We start from the raw sequence: 14,220 nt of genomic DNA, 5'->3' as shown, positions 1-14,220 counted from the left end.
GCCGACCAGCTGCAGTGGCAGTAAGCGACGCAGCTTAAACTCGCTGAAAAACTGTCTTGACCGATGGGTCCACTTTACCTCGTCAACATTGGGATAGGGTCAGTCAGACCGGTTGTTATGGCTCCAGGTTCGACGCTTGCCGGTCTCAAACACATTACCGACTGGTCGATGGGTTCTGAGCCAGGTCGAATGACTGGCCACGTTAGTTGGTAGCCAAACCTTAGTGCATCCCTATTGAGGTTTGGAACATGATTCCTCCTTTCTCCCACTCCTGGTTTTGATCCACCATCACTTCCGGACTCATCGAGCACTGAGGTTTAGTCCACGATTGATGTTTGGTCAGCCTTACGGGCCAGCCCCGGGACACACTGAGGTTCACCCCACGATATTGGCCTGGACCCGCGCCAGGCCAACGTCGCACACGAAGGCTCCGTCCATGATTCTGGCCCCGGCCCGCAACCAGCCCCCGGCGTACACCGCGGCTTCGTCCACGATCTGGACCATGACCTGTATCTCGGCCGCCGCCAGCACCGAGGCTTCGCCCATGATCTGGATCTGGGCCCGCGGCCTGGCCAACGGTGCGCACGAAGCTTCCGTCCATGATTCAGGTCCCGGTCAGCCTCCGGCATACACTCAGCCTTCGTCCACGATTTGAGTCATGCCCTTTACCCCTTCCGCCGGCGGCGCCGAGGCTTACCCCACGGTCCAGTACCGGGTATGTAGCTCGATACCCTGCGCTAATGAAGGCTCCTACTACTCAGGTTTCGCCCACGATTCCCCTTCTTTCTCGGCAGCATCACGTATGCAGTAACCAACCGGATAAATTTCCCAGCGTGGGGGCCCACCGAAAGATACTGAGGTTTACTCCACGATCCCCACTGCTCCAGCGATCGATTCCTGATCCGCTCAACCGGGATAATCCGTCCTAACCGGTTTATCCAGTAGTCAGGTTCACTCCACGGTTGTACTGAGGTTTGCTCCACTCAGGGGTTTTATGGGGTACTTATCTACAGGGCTAGGGTCGATAAAGCCGCTCGGCTACTCAGGTTTCCTCCACGTTTCGGGATGGCATAGTCAGGTCTGCTCCACGATTCGATTCTATACAGTGAAGGTTTGGTCCACGATTCTCTTGAGGCCGACCAGGCATAGTGAGGATTGGCTCATGATTCTAGGCAGGTTTGCCTCACGATTCTTCGCTCAACCCCTTGTTTCTAAAGGGATTTGCGAGTCTCTCCTATATTCTTCCTTTTTCCTTATATTTCCTTTGTCTTGAGGGTTCTGGCACAAGCAGCATCATGAGGGAATCCACCTACCAATTCAGGAGGTGAACCACATGCCCAACAACAGCCAGAACTCCCTCACCAGCCGGGCAAAGACCTGGCTTTCTGCTCCACGAACTCTCGAGGAAATCCAGGACGCTCATTTGAGGCTGGTCAAGAAAACCCAGAAGGATAAGTCGATCGACCCGCAGGACGGTCGAACAGCTCTCGAGGCACTGATTGAAGGGTACGTGGACGCTGGCGGTGAAATGTTCGATCTGTACCAAGCACCGGAAGAGCACCAGGGTGCCCAAACCGACAAAGCGGCCGTGACGACGGCCTCGGTGATAGATCTGTCCCCGCTTTGTCCTGACGTTCAACCAACTCCACCTTTGACCATGGAGGAGAAAGCCAAGGCAATTCAGAACATCCGAGCAATGCTTGCCCGGCCCAGCCAGGTGTCGCCCCAATGAACGCTCTAGGTCAAGCTCAGCAATGGCTGCAGAGTGAGATGCCATCGCCAGATGAAATCAGGCAATCCATCGACAACCTCTGTCATCAACTCGCAGGTTGCCAAAGTCTCGAAGGACAGAAGGACTTACATGCCGCGATACAATTGCTGATGAAGCAATTCGGGGAGAGTCCTCCAGAGGTGTCACTCCCTGACGTTCCCGCGCCTACAGCTCAGCTCGATATAGGAAATCTCATACCCAATGAAGATGGGGAGGAGGCTTCACTGACCCCTGAAGAACGTCGAGCTCGCTTCAACGCGCTCAAGGATGAGTTGGCAAGACCGTTTTAGGGTACGGCCTGCTTTCGCCCTTTGAGTGGCTCCGCCGGCAAAGCAGGCACCACCTCCGCATCGACGTAAATGTCTGCGTCGAAGAACGCGACGACTTCCTTTAGCTCAGGTGACCGAAGGAGATCCGCTAACCCAGGATGGTTACTCGTGATCGTCTTCCAAGCGTCCTTCCTACGGTTATCGGGTAGTCCTGTAAGGCGCACATACTTCTCTCCAGCTTGCACCGTGGGCACAGAAATCGTCGTGAGCCAGGCCATTTCTTGCGGAGTGCTCATGTCCCCTCCTCTACGGAAAACTCCGACTCTGACAGCCCGTCAGCCGCATTCAAGCCAATCAGCAAGCCTGGATTTCAAGCCCGCGTTTTGGCGTGAATCCATATGCTGGATCGTTAAAATCGTTCTGGTTTCGGAAACCAACAATCCAGGAGCGGGCAATTCCGCCCTGGCACTCGAAAAGGACCACTATGCGAATCATCACGCTCGTTCCTCTCGCTGCTCTGGCCGTAGCCTTGTCGGGTTGCGCTAACAAGGAGTTGCAAGAGACCTCCTACAGTTACGAATCGAAGGCTCACTCCGGGACTGTCCAGGTTGTCGAGCGTACTGATGGTCCTTCGGATCAGTGCCCCAAATTTTGGCGGGATGGGGAGCCGTATCAACCGACCGGGCTGAAGCAAATGACTGGCTTCCGGCTGAAAGTGAATCTCCATAGCGGCTCGGATTCGAGCCACGGTCAGGACCTGGACTTCGTTCTGCCTTCGAACAATGGGCATCAGGTAGTCATGAAAGACTTTCAGAAGGAGCGGTCTTGGCTGCTGGGTGTCGACACAAATGGGCTGGTGAAAACAGGCGAACTTTTCCATTACCCCGAAGGATTCTTCATCCGTGCTGCAAGCCCTCAGATCTCGGACAACACGATCAGCTTCTGCCTCGGGGTGGATCGGATGTACGTACCGCAGGCTGACCTGAACAGCAGCACCAATCCACTGATCCGGTTGGATCGCTTGAATATTCGGTTTGCCGGCGAGAGTGGTGAGGTCGTTCGGTATGACTTCGGGACAGTTGATCCGATTCGGGTGACTGTGTCTGCGGAGGCCCTATGACCCAACTCGCTGCGGCGACAAAGTCGGTTCTGCAATTTGAAGGTAAAGCACTGGCTTGCCCGTTCAGCAAACTGACTGCCAATGAGCTTCTGGAGTACATCCTGGGCTACTACGAGAGTTTGCACCCAAGCTTCATCCGCATCGAGTACCCGGTAGGCAAGGAGGAATTCCTCTACAACATCCTGAAGGATGGCTATGGGTTGGCACCAATTACCAGCTGGGGACCTGCCCAGGTGGAAGTATTGGTGGTCTCAGCCGAAGACCTGAAAGCAACCCCCAAAGACCAGCTGGACCATGACTCGTTCATGGAACAAGCGGCCTGGCGTCTCATCACCCGCACCTTTGCTGAAAAACTGTGAGGACCTCAGTGATCAAGCGACTTCTCCCCTTGCTTCTTGTAATTGCTGGCAGTGCCGAGGCAAGCCAAGCTCAAGTCTCTGTCATCGTGGGTACCAATGAGCCGGAGGTGTTCATTGTGCCGTTCGACGGCCAAGCTCACGAGCTGGACATCCGTGATTCTCATCGCTACCACGCTGCATTTGTCGACCCGGCGACGAAGCGCGAAATCTGCCGTGATGGTGAATACAAGACGGGACTGGTGCTGAAGCTGCGTTCGCTTCCGATCGAAGGAACTGAACAGCCGATCGAGGTGTTGGGGATGGTTTCCGCTCTCAGCGCCATCAATGACGGCGCAAAACTCAAGTGCGGGACCAATCAGGAGGTCAAGCTGACGAACACCGCCTTGTCTGACACTGTTCGGCTGCAGCCCAACAAGACCAAGCCAATGGTCATAGACGGCAAATGGACCGTCTTGCTCAAAATGCAGCGCTGACCTAAACGGGAGGGAATCGAGATGACTTGGAGCTATTTGCGTAGAGACTTCCTCCCTCCCCTGGCCATTTGCACTTTTTGTCGTCGGCCATTGCACAGTGAAAAGGGCATCGTCATCACCGATGAGGTCGGTACCGAAGCTTTCGCTGGCCCCAGCTGCGCTAAGAAGCATCTGGGGCAGCCGGAAGAGCGGCTGCTTGATGTATCGCGCCTGGCCCTACTGGTTGTGGCTGACGAACCAGCGCAGCACAACGAATCGGCCCCAACACCGGCAAGTCCAGCTCCAGAGATAGGGGCTGGAAGTTCACCAACCTCTAGCCCACAACGCCCTCCTCTCCCGCCCATAGACGAGGTAGTGCAATACGTTCGCCTCCGATGTGAAGCAATGAACGGCTTCAAGTTCGCTGTATCGAAGGTGTTGAAGCTGGCTCACGACGAGTACAAACAAAGCGGAGAGATCGAAGATGATCTCCGCAAGCAGATCGGCGGCGCTATGCGTAACGCGGCGGCCAACAAATCGGTCCTGAGCCCAATCAACGTCAAACGCTGCATTGGCCTCAACCACTGGCTTGTGGAGGCGGTTCAGCACACGAATAAGGATCGACGCGAGTTCCTGGAGCAGATGCAAACGCACCTCCACCGTTTCTGGATGCTCACTCCAAAGCAGATGGCCGCGATAAATCGTTGGGGCGAGCACATCCGGAAGCGAATAGACGATTTCCCGCTCCTCGATGAGGAAGCGTTCTCAGGCGTCACCCTTCCCGAGTTCATGCAACGGAATCCATCCAGCCGCCGATAAGTTCAACCCTCCATATCGGTTTGGAAGCGGGGACATCAAAGCCCAAGCCGCTAGGCCCTGCCCTGCGGAAAATAATTGCGGCCCGGTTCTGCCACACACCGATACCCCTGAAAGTTTGCCCATCGCAAACACACAGAGGCACTCACCATGACCGCCGTGATTCAGCACATCCCCACCCAAGACGCAGCCTCCGCAGAACAGGCCGATATGCAGCATGTAGCTGTTGCCCGCATTCGCCGCAACCCTACAGTCGATCCCCGTAAGGGCCGGAACACCGCTCTCTACTCTCAGATCAAAGAGAGCATCCGTCAGCATGGGGTACAGCAGCCGATCATCATCCGCCCGGTTGATGAGCCCGAGTTCGACTATGAGGTAGTCGCAGGCAACACCCGCTGGCAGGCTTCCGTCGATCTGGAACTCCTGACAATCCCAGCGATCATCCGTGACCTCACTGAGGCTCAAGCACGGATCATCGCGGCCATCGAGAACATGCAACGTGCGGATTTGACCCCGATTGAAGAAGCACAGCATGCCGTTGTTGTTCTGGCTGACTGTGGCAACGATCACGCGGAGGTGATGAAGCTGCTTGGCTGGTCCCGTACCCGCCTCGATAGTCGGATCATGCTTTCCCGCGCCTGCCCGGAAGTCCGCGATGCTCTGCTGCAAGGTCAAATTAAGATCGGCCACGCTGAATTGCTGTGCCGTCTGGTGGAAAGCGAGCAGGCGCCCATCCTGGCCAAGATCATCGATCAAAACCTGACGGTTAAAGACACCCAGGACCGTCTCTTTACGATTGCCCGCGATATCTCGTCCGCTCGCTTCGATACCAAGGACTGCGCGTCATGCCGCCACAACTCGGCTGCTTACGTGGACCTGTTCGATACCTCAGTAGCCGGTGCCAAATGCCAGAACGCCACCTGCTGGAACCAAAAAACTAGCCAACTGATCGAAGTCAAGCTCATCGAGGCCCGCGACGAGTTCGGGGTAGTGCATACCGACCTGACACTGCCAAAGGACGGCTATGTCCAACTGGAAGCGAAAGGGCCGAATGGCGTTGGTGATAGCCAGATCACAGCCTGCCTGTCCTGCTCCAACTATGGGGCCGTCGTGAGTACCACAGCGGGTCACGAAGGGACCGTAGCGGGGGGCTACTGCTTCGACCGTAACTGCAACAAGGACATGCGTGAAGCCTACAAGGCCGCACTCGCAGAAGCGGCTGGGCAGCAAAACACCCATGAGCCGGCCAACAATCGCTCGACTGAACCGCTGTCTAAAACTGCCTCGGCCACCACTCCGGCATCGAAACAAGCTGCGGGCAAGAGCAAGGACAAGCCTGCGCAACCGCAGGCGTTGAAAAAGTCCATTCGCCGTGAGGCATTCAACCTCTATGGCCAAATGGGTTCCAAGGCAGTTCAAGGCAATCGCAGACTCGCCTTGGCCATCGCCGTCGTCAGCATGTACCTGGAGATGCGCAGCAGCTTGCCTCACGAGCTGGCCAACCGGATCAAGAAGAAGCTGGGCATGCCTGAAGCCATGCTGGACAGCAGCCGCTGCAATGTGGAGGTAGAACTGGCCAAGCTGGAGGAATCAGAGCTGCTGGAGCTGCTGACCAATCTCGCCTCCTGCACCACCTTCCGTAACGATAGCGCCGACTCTTTCGAGAAGTCGCTGCCGGGTAGTCAGTCGATTGCCTACATCAAACATGAAGGCATGCAGCCGGTTGAACATTTCCAGATGAGCGAGAACTACCTCAAATCTCTGGTGAAAGCGGGAATTATCGCGGACTGCAAGCGCTCGGGATTCGAGGCGAAGTACAACGAGGTCCACGGCGACAAGGCTTTCGTCAAGCTCTCGACCGAGAAAACAGACACCCTGATCAAAGCGGTACTGGAATTCAAAGAATTCTCTTGGGCCGGGTATCTCCCCGAAGCATTTGAGATTTCTGTTCAGGCCGGTTCTGGCACACGTCGCTCGGCCTAACAATAACCTCATCGAAACCAAGGAGCCGCCCAAATGAACACCTTCTTCACCGCTATCAGCCAGGCGCTGACCGACAGCAACAAACGCATCAACATCGACGTCTCCGGCCTCGAAGGAGGCCGTGTGAAAGTGGTGCTGAGTGCAAACATCGGCCCCACCCCTGCAAAGGCTTCCGAAGCCGAGATCAAACTGCGCGCAGCCATCGCCAAGCCGATGATGCTGTCGGGCACCCCGGAAGAAGTGGAAACCGCGCTGTTCGAGCGTGTCCGCAGTCATGCGGAAGTAGTGAACCACGGCATGTCCGCCCTGGACGAAATCCGCAAGCTGAGCGAGGCGGCAGTGCAAGCAGCGAAGCCTGCTCCTAGCGCACCCACCGCCGCGAAAGGGAACAGCGCTGCAGCAGAGGACGACAGCGACGATTCCGATCTGGAGAGTGGCTCTGAGCCGGCAACCAAGCCGTCCACCTCCCCTGCTCCGTCCCAAGCGGCGGCTCCCGCCCCCTTCGCCAATCTCGCTGAACGTTTCTGAGGAGCGACACGATGAGCATCGCAATCGTCACCCTGGACCGAGTGTTCCGTTATGCCGGGCGCGACTTGGACGATCCCGATCCGAGCATGGAGCCGAGCGACGTGCTGAAGCACTACAGCCGCCAGTTCCCACGACTGGTAGGCGCCAAGATTGTTGAACCTATCTCTGAGGGCGACCGCTATGTCTATGAATTCCGTGAAGCCAGCTTCGGAGACAAGGGTTAAGGACGCCCTCTCCACCCTCATGGCGTGGGCGGACGGAGATTCCTCCGCTCGCTCCGTCCCGACCAACCCCGACCACGATCTATCCAACGAACAGTTGAGGCGGCTATGGGCGCTCTTGAACTCTCCAGCTTCTCCCGGAACTATCAATTCCCAAGTTCCGCGCTGAGCCCTCTGGCTCTCCCGCAGGTCACCACGGCCATGCGGGAGGCCCATAGCCGCGCTTTTGGCGAATACAGCCACCTTGTAGATCGCAAGAGCCATGCTGCCTTCTGTCTTGATGCGCACGAAGGCGGCCTGATCAGTGACAAGGAGTTGGATTGGCTCAACGCCTATCCAAACGACTATGGCTTGCACCTGGTCACCAACGAGGTGATCGGGGCCATTGAATCCCGAATTGGGTTCTCAAAGGTCGGGCTGATTCCTGGAGTCAAGCGACGTACCAAGCTCATTGGAACCCCAGCGTACGAACTCCAACCCGCAGCGCAAACCACGCTGGCGTGCATCGAAGCAGGACTCTTCACTGCTGAGTCGGTAGAGGACTTGGTCGCCCTCGGCCCCAACTGTGCCTACCACCTCATACAGAAGGTCGAGCAAAGCCTTGTTGATCTGGCTACTGCCGATTGCCCGGATGTAAAGGATTGGCTCTACCTCGGCGTTCAGGGGGCGAAGTTCATTATCAGTGCCAAGTATTTCAACCGGTACGAGTTGACCTTGCCAGCAGAGGACTGCGAGGAATTCCGTGAGGTAGCAGTCTTCCTTTTCAAAGCACTGGACGCCATGTCCACGTACCTTGTTCATTTCCACACGCCATCCAGCTTCATGGGCGTTTACAGCTACGACAATCATGGGTTAGCGGACGCATATGGTGCGATCAAAGAACGCATTCAGAACTCCTCCCCCGAAGAATTGACCGCTTACCTGCTGGAGACACCAGAGGATCAATTCCCCTTTGAAGCATGGCCCATGGGGATCGAAGGTGACGACCGCGATGAAGACTACATCGAGGGGGTCGCGTATCAGTTGAAAGAATTGGACAACCTGACTCGACGCACCCATTTCACCTTGACGCATGAGCAGGACTCCAACCACCCAGTCGAAATTCAAGAGTTGATTGAACAGGTTCAGGATTCGATCAACGCAGGCAGCCCGTTCAAGCCTGTTCTGGAAGTGATCAAGGAAGCATTTGAGCTTTGCCATCGGTACGCAGTAGAGGGCAGTCGAGCAATCAGTGAGCACGACCTTCAGGGTTCAGCGGAGGAAGGGGTAGGTGTGTTCGAGACGCTGGTTGTGACGATTCATGGTGAGTACAGCTCGCTCGAAGATGAAGCCTGCAACGGATTCGATGATCGGGTGAGCGGTGTGGGCGATCTGCATTTGGCGCTTCCACTGGATGGAGAGCTTCTGGCACAGCAGACCGTGACGATACTGAACAAAACCAAGCAGTGCGTATCGCTGCTTAGTCGCCTCACCCAAGCTCTCTAAGGAACGAACATGCTCAGTGAAAAAGTCGAATGCCGCGCCATGCTCATCCATCGCCACGTCGAGACCCATCGACTGGATATCACAAGCCATGAGGTCCTGCCTCTTGAGGGCGGGAAAACCTTCACCCTTGGTGCTGGCCGAGCCTTTTCGAGCCTGGACAAGGAGGTGCTGATCGACCTCCTTCGTGAAGAAGAACCCAGCATCGAGTTCCTGCCTGAGAACCTGCTGGTGCGGGGCCGCAACAAATTGGTGTGGTACACCGCTCCCCAGGTGCTGGAAATCCCGTTCCGTGGCGAGATTATCAAAGCACCAATCCCCGGCCTCATTTACTTGGCTGGTGGTGTACTGCGCTGCTATGCCTACAAAGGCAAGAGCCGTCCGACGCCGGAAACTGAACTGCACTTCGCTCCGCTGGGCAACACCTATAACAACGGCACATTCTGCTCAGGTAACGTCAATCTGCCGCGAGAAATCCTGATCGAGAACATCCCCATCTGGCAGCGTTTTGTCTTGGAGAGCACGAATACCCACGGCGGAGGGGTTATCCCCCTCAAGGGCATCAAGGACTTCAACGAGTTGGTGCAGTTCTACCGCGACCTTTCAGCCAAGCAAGCGAAGAAATTCCCTGACCGTTGCCTCAAGCTCTCGGAAGTCAAAGGCAAGCCTCTGACCCTCAAAGCAGCAATCAATGGGGAGGGTTGAGTCATGGGGGCCGTTCAGAATTTGATCCCGGAAACCATCAGCTTCAAGACTCCAGACTCATGGCTGTCGAGCGCGCCACGAATTGTCGTCATCGGGGCTGGTGGGAACGGCAGCGAAGTAGTGGATTGCCTCGCCCAGTTCCATCACGCCATGATTTCGCTCGGGCACAAGCATGGCCTGCATGTCACCATCATCGACGACTCCGTTGTACGCGAGCCGAATCTTGTACGTCAGCGTTTCTGGCCTTGCGACCTCGGTCAGTACAAAGCAATCAGTCTGGCCAATCGATACAACCTGCTGCTGGGGATGAAATGGGAGGGACTCCCCTATCGCTTCCCCTCTCGCGCAACTGATGACGCTATCGGCAATGCTGATCTCATCATTTCAGCAGTAGACCTACCCTCGGCACGAGTGGCCATCGGCGCCTGCGAAGCGGTCAAACATAACTGCATGTGGCTCGACCTCGGGAATGGACACCGTCATGGTCAGGTGGTTTTCGGTGGTATCAACAAAGTCATGCGCGACCGATTCCCGAATGTCCTCGACGCCTACCCGGAAATACCCTTGTTGGAAGATGACCACACCAAATCTTGCTCAGCAGCCGAGTCCATTCGTACTCAGGACTGCCTTGTGAACCGTGCGGTGACCACGGCAGGGATGGGCATCGTGTGGGAGCTACTGCGTACTGGTGAAACGTCCAAGCATTGGCTTGTGTTGAACTTGGGCACAGGAGAGCAGATGAGTTACCCCTTCCCTCCTCCTGCGCCGAAACAGCCGAAGGCAACAGGCAAGAAAGGGAAGGTATCGAAACTCAGAAAAGTGTGAGCTGGTTGTGGGAGACATACATGGCCTCCAGCGCAGCTTGTGGTGATACGTCGGCAGGCTGATCCGGGAGCGCGGCAAGTACCCGCTCCCGATATCCTGAGCGCAAATACGCCGTAGTACAGCGAGGGCAGATTGTGAACGTGTGAAGGTGGGGCAGGTCGCCAGTGTCCACGTAGGCAATCTCAGGGGAACCCTCCAGTTCATCCCCGCAAATTGCAACTGAATTCACCGCAAGCACATCCGCCTGCACCGAGGCAATATGCACTCGGCCATCCAGGCAAACCAGGGCAATGGAACCGCCACCATTCAACACGTGCCACCTCTTTAACTGACTCCTCCCGAGTATATCGAGCAGATTCCAGCATTCCAGCGAAGGCCTTGGTCGGAGCTTCTACTCGATGAAGAACCATGGCAGCCAGTTCAGGGGCACCTGGTCCCCACTATTAGGGCGAACCAGGTGAAGAACTCATGCCAACCATACACTTCTACGACACAGTCACTGCCGGGCGCTCTCCAACCGAGGGCCAGGTTATTCGCTTTGACTCGGCGGTCTATCCAGCCCGAGGATCAGTAGACCTCTCAACTACCAACATCAAGCTCCGAGACGACGTATACCTCGATCCTGATGTTGTGATGAATAGTGACTTGGCCCTACTGGCATTCGACCAGGGTTGCAGCGAAGTAGAGTGGGCCAGGAGGGTCTTCGCGGATTTCACCCGACCAAACACTCTCCATATAGCCTTTGGGTCAACGACAAGGCACGATCCATTCATTCGAGCATCGTTTTACCGGAATCTGCTCCCGTACCCCTGCCTGGGCGTACCTGACACTGCCCACTTCCTCGATCTGGATGTACTACTTCGAGCAATTCTCCTGATCCGTCCAGGAGAATGCCCTTGGGATGTTGAGACGCTTACTGGTGGAGCAGCCGGCCTCTACCAGTTCCTCATGTGGGACGCGGGACTCGGCACTGAGAACCGGGCACTTCGGGTCAAAGAGGTTCTTTCCAAAATCTCGGAAGCGAGCCCGAAGCTTCTCCACCATGCCGTCACAGTCAGCTCTCCTTCCCAGATCAAGGCACTCTTGGGCCTTGATGGAGGTGAAGTCTGGGACCTGCGGAGTGTGAAGCCTGTGGTGATGGTCCACCCCTCGCTCCCCGACAATCGTGGCGCAATCCTCGCTATGCCAGTGGCAGCTGACGTGAGTTATCCCGACCTGATCTGCATGGTGGACTTAGAGGCTGACCTTTCAAGCTTATGCTCAGACTCCACGGAGTCACTTCAGCATTTGTCTAGGGCAAACAAAGGGGACCGCTCCGCGCCGCTTTTCCACATTAGTATGTCCCGAATTCCCTTCGTGGCCCCGCTGAGCGCAATTCGACCGGATGATGCTAAGCGCCTGGGCATCAATGTCTCCGCAGTGAAGGCGAACATCCAGCGCCTGACATCAGCGAAACACCTGGTGGGCAGATTGCGGGATGAACCAGTGCTGCAGCTAAACGCACAGCCCGCAGACGTTGACCACCGAATGTGGGCGGGTGATTTCCCTTCAACTGACCTCGACCTAATGCGCCAGCTGCATTCTTCGGGGTTCAATTCCTGGCATGACCTCCTCTTAACTGGCACTGACCGCCGACTTCGGGATCTCGGTAACCGGATGCTTGGTAGGTACCAGCCTGATGCCCTATCGCCTAGCGACCGAGGAGTATGGCTGCGGCATGTGGATCAGAGAGTCCGGGGAGATTTCAGCGGTTCGTTTCGGCTGGAACAGCTCATGGAACGAGCGGAGGATATGTGTCAGCAGTACCCGACGGCAGCAGGTGTCCAGGGCTTTCGGGAACGACTTCATCGTTTGAAGGGGATGGTCAATGATGGATTTTGAAACACCGCCAGTCTTCGACCCATACGAGCACAGACCGTTTCAAGGTTATATGTGCAGCGAAGGCCGGCAAGTGGAGACCTATCTCTCTCTCATGCACTTCATTGAGGCAGAGAAATTCCGCGGTTTGGACGAGGGCTACCGTCGGTACATTCTGAGTATCGAGGACCGCGATGACTTCATCCTCGAAACCGCAGGAATCACCCAAGGTGTCCGCCGACCGGACTGGGATGAGATCAAAGCACCAATGGTCCGCGCAGGGCTCTGGATGCAACTGGTACAGCACAAAGATGCAATGGTGCCGCTCATAACACATCCAGGATGTGAGTGCCCTGTGGGTCTGGTCAATGAGGCGATTCAAGAGATATACGAGCGGCTTCATTCTGGCGATCCATTGCGAAAAGTCCTGCTCGCCGGGGACGATTCGCCTAATGCCTTGAGGAGTTCGTCTTTTGATGAGGTCCTCGATCACATCTTCAACGTCCGGCAGCCTGACGAAGTAATCGTCTCGGCTGATGGCGGGGTATCCATGCGATCTGCTGCTTATGCGGCACGACGCTACATTCCGCTGCGGTTTCTTCCTCGGGTTCAAAGCGCAGGAGAGTTTGCGAAGAACGCGATCAGCCAGGCCACCCATGTCTTTCTTTTGGGCACCAATGGCCAAGCTTCCTTTGCTCAAGCAGCATACGATTTAGCATGCGAAACCGGTCTTGTTGCCCACCAGGTCGAGCTGCCAGCGTGAAGGCCTGGAATCTGGGAGTCATACTGTTCCCCATACTCATGGGAGGGTGCGCGGTTGAACAACCTCGCTGGGTAACGGATAGGCCCGCTGCGTACTGTTACAAAACTGCTGACAAGGTATGTCTTGCGGACCTGATTTCGGCCCACCTACAGAAAGCTCCTGGCGGTACGATTCGTGATGACGCTATGTGGAGGGCCGCCGCTGCGGTTCGAATTGCAGGAGCTCAGTTCCCAGAGACTCTGAAATCGCTTCAGTCCTCAGTAGAGGCGTTTTCCTGCACTGCCAAAAGGTTCTACTGGGACGAAGCCTCCGCAGCAGTCCAAGAAGCTCAGCAGGGACGATTTCGGAATGCACTATCCGCCGCCCAACAGATCGATGGGAAGGACGCCCGTACCTATGCCCTTTCGCTGATCGTGCAGATCTCTTCCGAGGCCAAGGATGACAAAGCCCTTGGTAAAGCCCTGGATGTATTAAGCAAAGACGATGAGCGAGCTTACATGGATGCCTTGCTTCTTCGGCTGCAGGTGTTACTCGCTCAGGGAGATCTGGAGCGATCCTCGGCTCTCCAGAACCACCTTCTTGCTTTTTTCGCCAAAGACCCAGAGACAGGGGTTGAACCAGCTACAGAAATGGCAATCACCTATCTGTCGCAGGGGTTAAAGCTCGATGCTCGGGATTTCCTGGTCAGGGCCGCTGATGGGATTCCAGGGGTGAGGTCTGCGGACAACCTGAAGCTGTTCAATCTTGTCGGCCAGGTCATCGATGGGTACCGCCCCATACCCGATGACTTCTACCAGTTCAGCTCTGATTCGGCACGTTTGCGGGCTTATCTGGTGGTGGCGCGGTACTACCGAAACACCGGGAATCGGGCAATGGTCACTTCTATGCTGGTCGACGCATCTCGCTTCACCCAAAAGGCAAGTTTCAAAGCCAATCGCACCGAGGTCGCAAGCCGGTTAGCTGACTTCCTCCGCGATTCGCACTAGACCTTTTTCCCCAGGAATTGTGCATAACTCGGCGGATAACTCTCTGTATTCCAGTCCGTAGCTGGCCTCTACACGTATGGGCG

The 14,220-nt window shown here is 56.1% G+C and carries 17 protein-coding genes; 15 read left to right on the top strand and 2 right to left on the bottom strand.

Annotated features, from left to right (window positions below; all coding sequences use genetic code 11):
- Positions 1-375: 375 nt before the first annotated feature.
- On the bottom strand, positions 376-546 hold the full coding sequence (locus EKA13_RS27735) for a hypothetical protein (RefSeq protein ID WP_153274580.1): 171 nt from the start codon (positions 544-546) through the stop codon (positions 376-378).
- Positions 547-1,333: 787 nt separating this feature from the next.
- Here EKA13_RS27735 and EKA13_RS00580 point away from each other — a divergent pair.
- Both EKA13_RS00580 and EKA13_RS00575 read left to right on the top strand, forming a co-directional pair.
- Entirely contained in the window at positions 1,334-1,732 is a 399-nt protein-coding gene (locus tag EKA13_RS00580; protein ID WP_019484869.1) for a hypothetical protein, read from the top strand.
- A complete protein-coding gene (locus tag EKA13_RS00575; RefSeq protein WP_021018441.1) occupies positions 1,729-2,061 on the top strand; it encodes a hypothetical protein in 333 nt (110 codons plus the stop codon). The genes EKA13_RS00580 and EKA13_RS00575 overlap by 4 nt, the downstream gene beginning before the upstream one ends.
- Here EKA13_RS00575 and EKA13_RS00570 read toward each other — a convergent pair.
- Positions 2,058-2,336, bottom strand: a complete 279-nt coding sequence (locus tag EKA13_RS00570; RefSeq protein ID WP_010792621.1) for a hypothetical protein — start codon at positions 2,334-2,336, stop codon at positions 2,058-2,060. The genes EKA13_RS00575 and EKA13_RS00570 overlap by 4 nt on opposite strands.
- Before the next feature lie 188 nt (positions 2,337-2,524).
- Here EKA13_RS00570 and EKA13_RS00565 point away from each other — a divergent pair, with 188 nt between their 5' ends.
- The 13 genes from EKA13_RS00565 (at position 2,525) to EKA13_RS00500 (ending at position 14,137) form a co-directional block, all read left to right on the top strand.
- Positions 2,525-3,160, top strand: a complete 636-nt coding sequence (locus tag EKA13_RS00565) for a hypothetical protein (protein WP_010792620.1) — start codon at positions 2,525-2,527, stop codon at positions 3,158-3,160.
- Entirely contained in the window at positions 3,157-3,519 is a 363-nt protein-coding gene (locus EKA13_RS00560; protein WP_010792619.1) for a hypothetical protein, read from the top strand. Before EKA13_RS00565 ends, EKA13_RS00560 begins: the two co-directional genes overlap by 4 nt.
- 8 nt (positions 3,520-3,527) lie before the next feature.
- Positions 3,528-3,992 carry a hypothetical protein gene (locus tag EKA13_RS00555; protein WP_010792618.1) on the top strand — a complete coding sequence of 155 codons (465 nt, stop codon included), beginning with the start codon at positions 3,528-3,530 and terminating at the stop codon, positions 3,990-3,992.
- A 384-nt stretch (positions 3,993-4,376) separates the two neighbouring features.
- Positions 4,377-4,790, top strand: coding sequence for a hypothetical protein (locus tag EKA13_RS00550; protein ID WP_038405153.1), 414 nt, complete (start codon positions 4,377-4,379; stop codon positions 4,788-4,790).
- Positions 4,791-4,937: 147 nt separating this feature from the next.
- The gene (locus tag EKA13_RS00545) at positions 4,938-6,770 is read left to right on the top strand and encodes a PRTRC system ParB family protein (RefSeq protein WP_065285156.1); all 1,833 of its coding nucleotides are present in this window, start codon (positions 4,938-4,940) and stop codon (positions 6,768-6,770) included.
- Positions 6,771-6,803: 33 nt separating this feature from the next.
- Positions 6,804-7,298 (top strand): PRTRC system protein E, encoded by a 495-nt coding sequence (locus EKA13_RS00540; RefSeq protein ID WP_020191027.1) that lies wholly within the window; start codon positions 6,804-6,806, stop codon positions 7,296-7,298.
- Positions 7,299-7,309: 11 nt separating this feature from the next.
- Positions 7,310-7,522, top strand: a complete 213-nt coding sequence (locus EKA13_RS00535; RefSeq protein WP_010792614.1) for a PRTRC system protein C — start codon at positions 7,310-7,312, stop codon at positions 7,520-7,522.
- A gap of 105 nt (positions 7,523-7,627) precedes the next feature.
- A complete protein-coding gene (locus EKA13_RS00530; protein WP_042857821.1) occupies positions 7,628-9,004 on the top strand; it encodes a hypothetical protein in 1,377 nt (458 codons plus the stop codon).
- Between the two features lie 9 nt (positions 9,005-9,013).
- Positions 9,014-9,706: a hypothetical protein gene (locus tag EKA13_RS00525; RefSeq protein ID WP_042857820.1), complete on the top strand. Its 693-nt coding sequence runs from the start codon at positions 9,014-9,016 to the stop codon at positions 9,704-9,706.
- 3 nt (positions 9,707-9,709) lie between these two features.
- On the top strand, positions 9,710-10,531 hold the full coding sequence (locus EKA13_RS00520) for a PRTRC system ThiF family protein (protein ID WP_042857819.1): 822 nt from the start codon (positions 9,710-9,712) through the stop codon (positions 10,529-10,531).
- A 468-nt stretch (positions 10,532-10,999) separates the two neighbouring features.
- Positions 11,000-12,412 carry a hypothetical protein gene (locus EKA13_RS00510; protein WP_042857818.1) on the top strand — a complete coding sequence of 471 codons (1,413 nt, stop codon included), beginning with the start codon at positions 11,000-11,002 and terminating at the stop codon, positions 12,410-12,412.
- On the top strand, positions 12,399-13,151 hold the full coding sequence (locus tag EKA13_RS00505; protein ID WP_042857817.1) for an NADAR family protein: 753 nt from the start codon (positions 12,399-12,401) through the stop codon (positions 13,149-13,151). The genes EKA13_RS00510 and EKA13_RS00505 overlap by 14 nt, the downstream gene beginning before the upstream one ends.
- A 185-nt stretch (positions 13,152-13,336) precedes the next feature.
- Complete coding sequence (locus EKA13_RS00500) at positions 13,337-14,137, top strand: hypothetical protein (protein WP_042857816.1); 801 nt, start codon at positions 13,337-13,339, stop codon at positions 14,135-14,137.
- Positions 14,138-14,220: the final 83 nt, after the last annotated feature.

Source organism: Pseudomonas defluvii (assembly GCF_001695625.1).
Taxonomy (GTDB): Bacteria; Pseudomonadota; Gammaproteobacteria; order Pseudomonadales; family Pseudomonadaceae; genus Aquipseudomonas; species Aquipseudomonas defluvii.
Note: the sequence above shows the minus strand (reverse complement) of the source record. Positions and strands in the feature narration are given on the sequence as shown.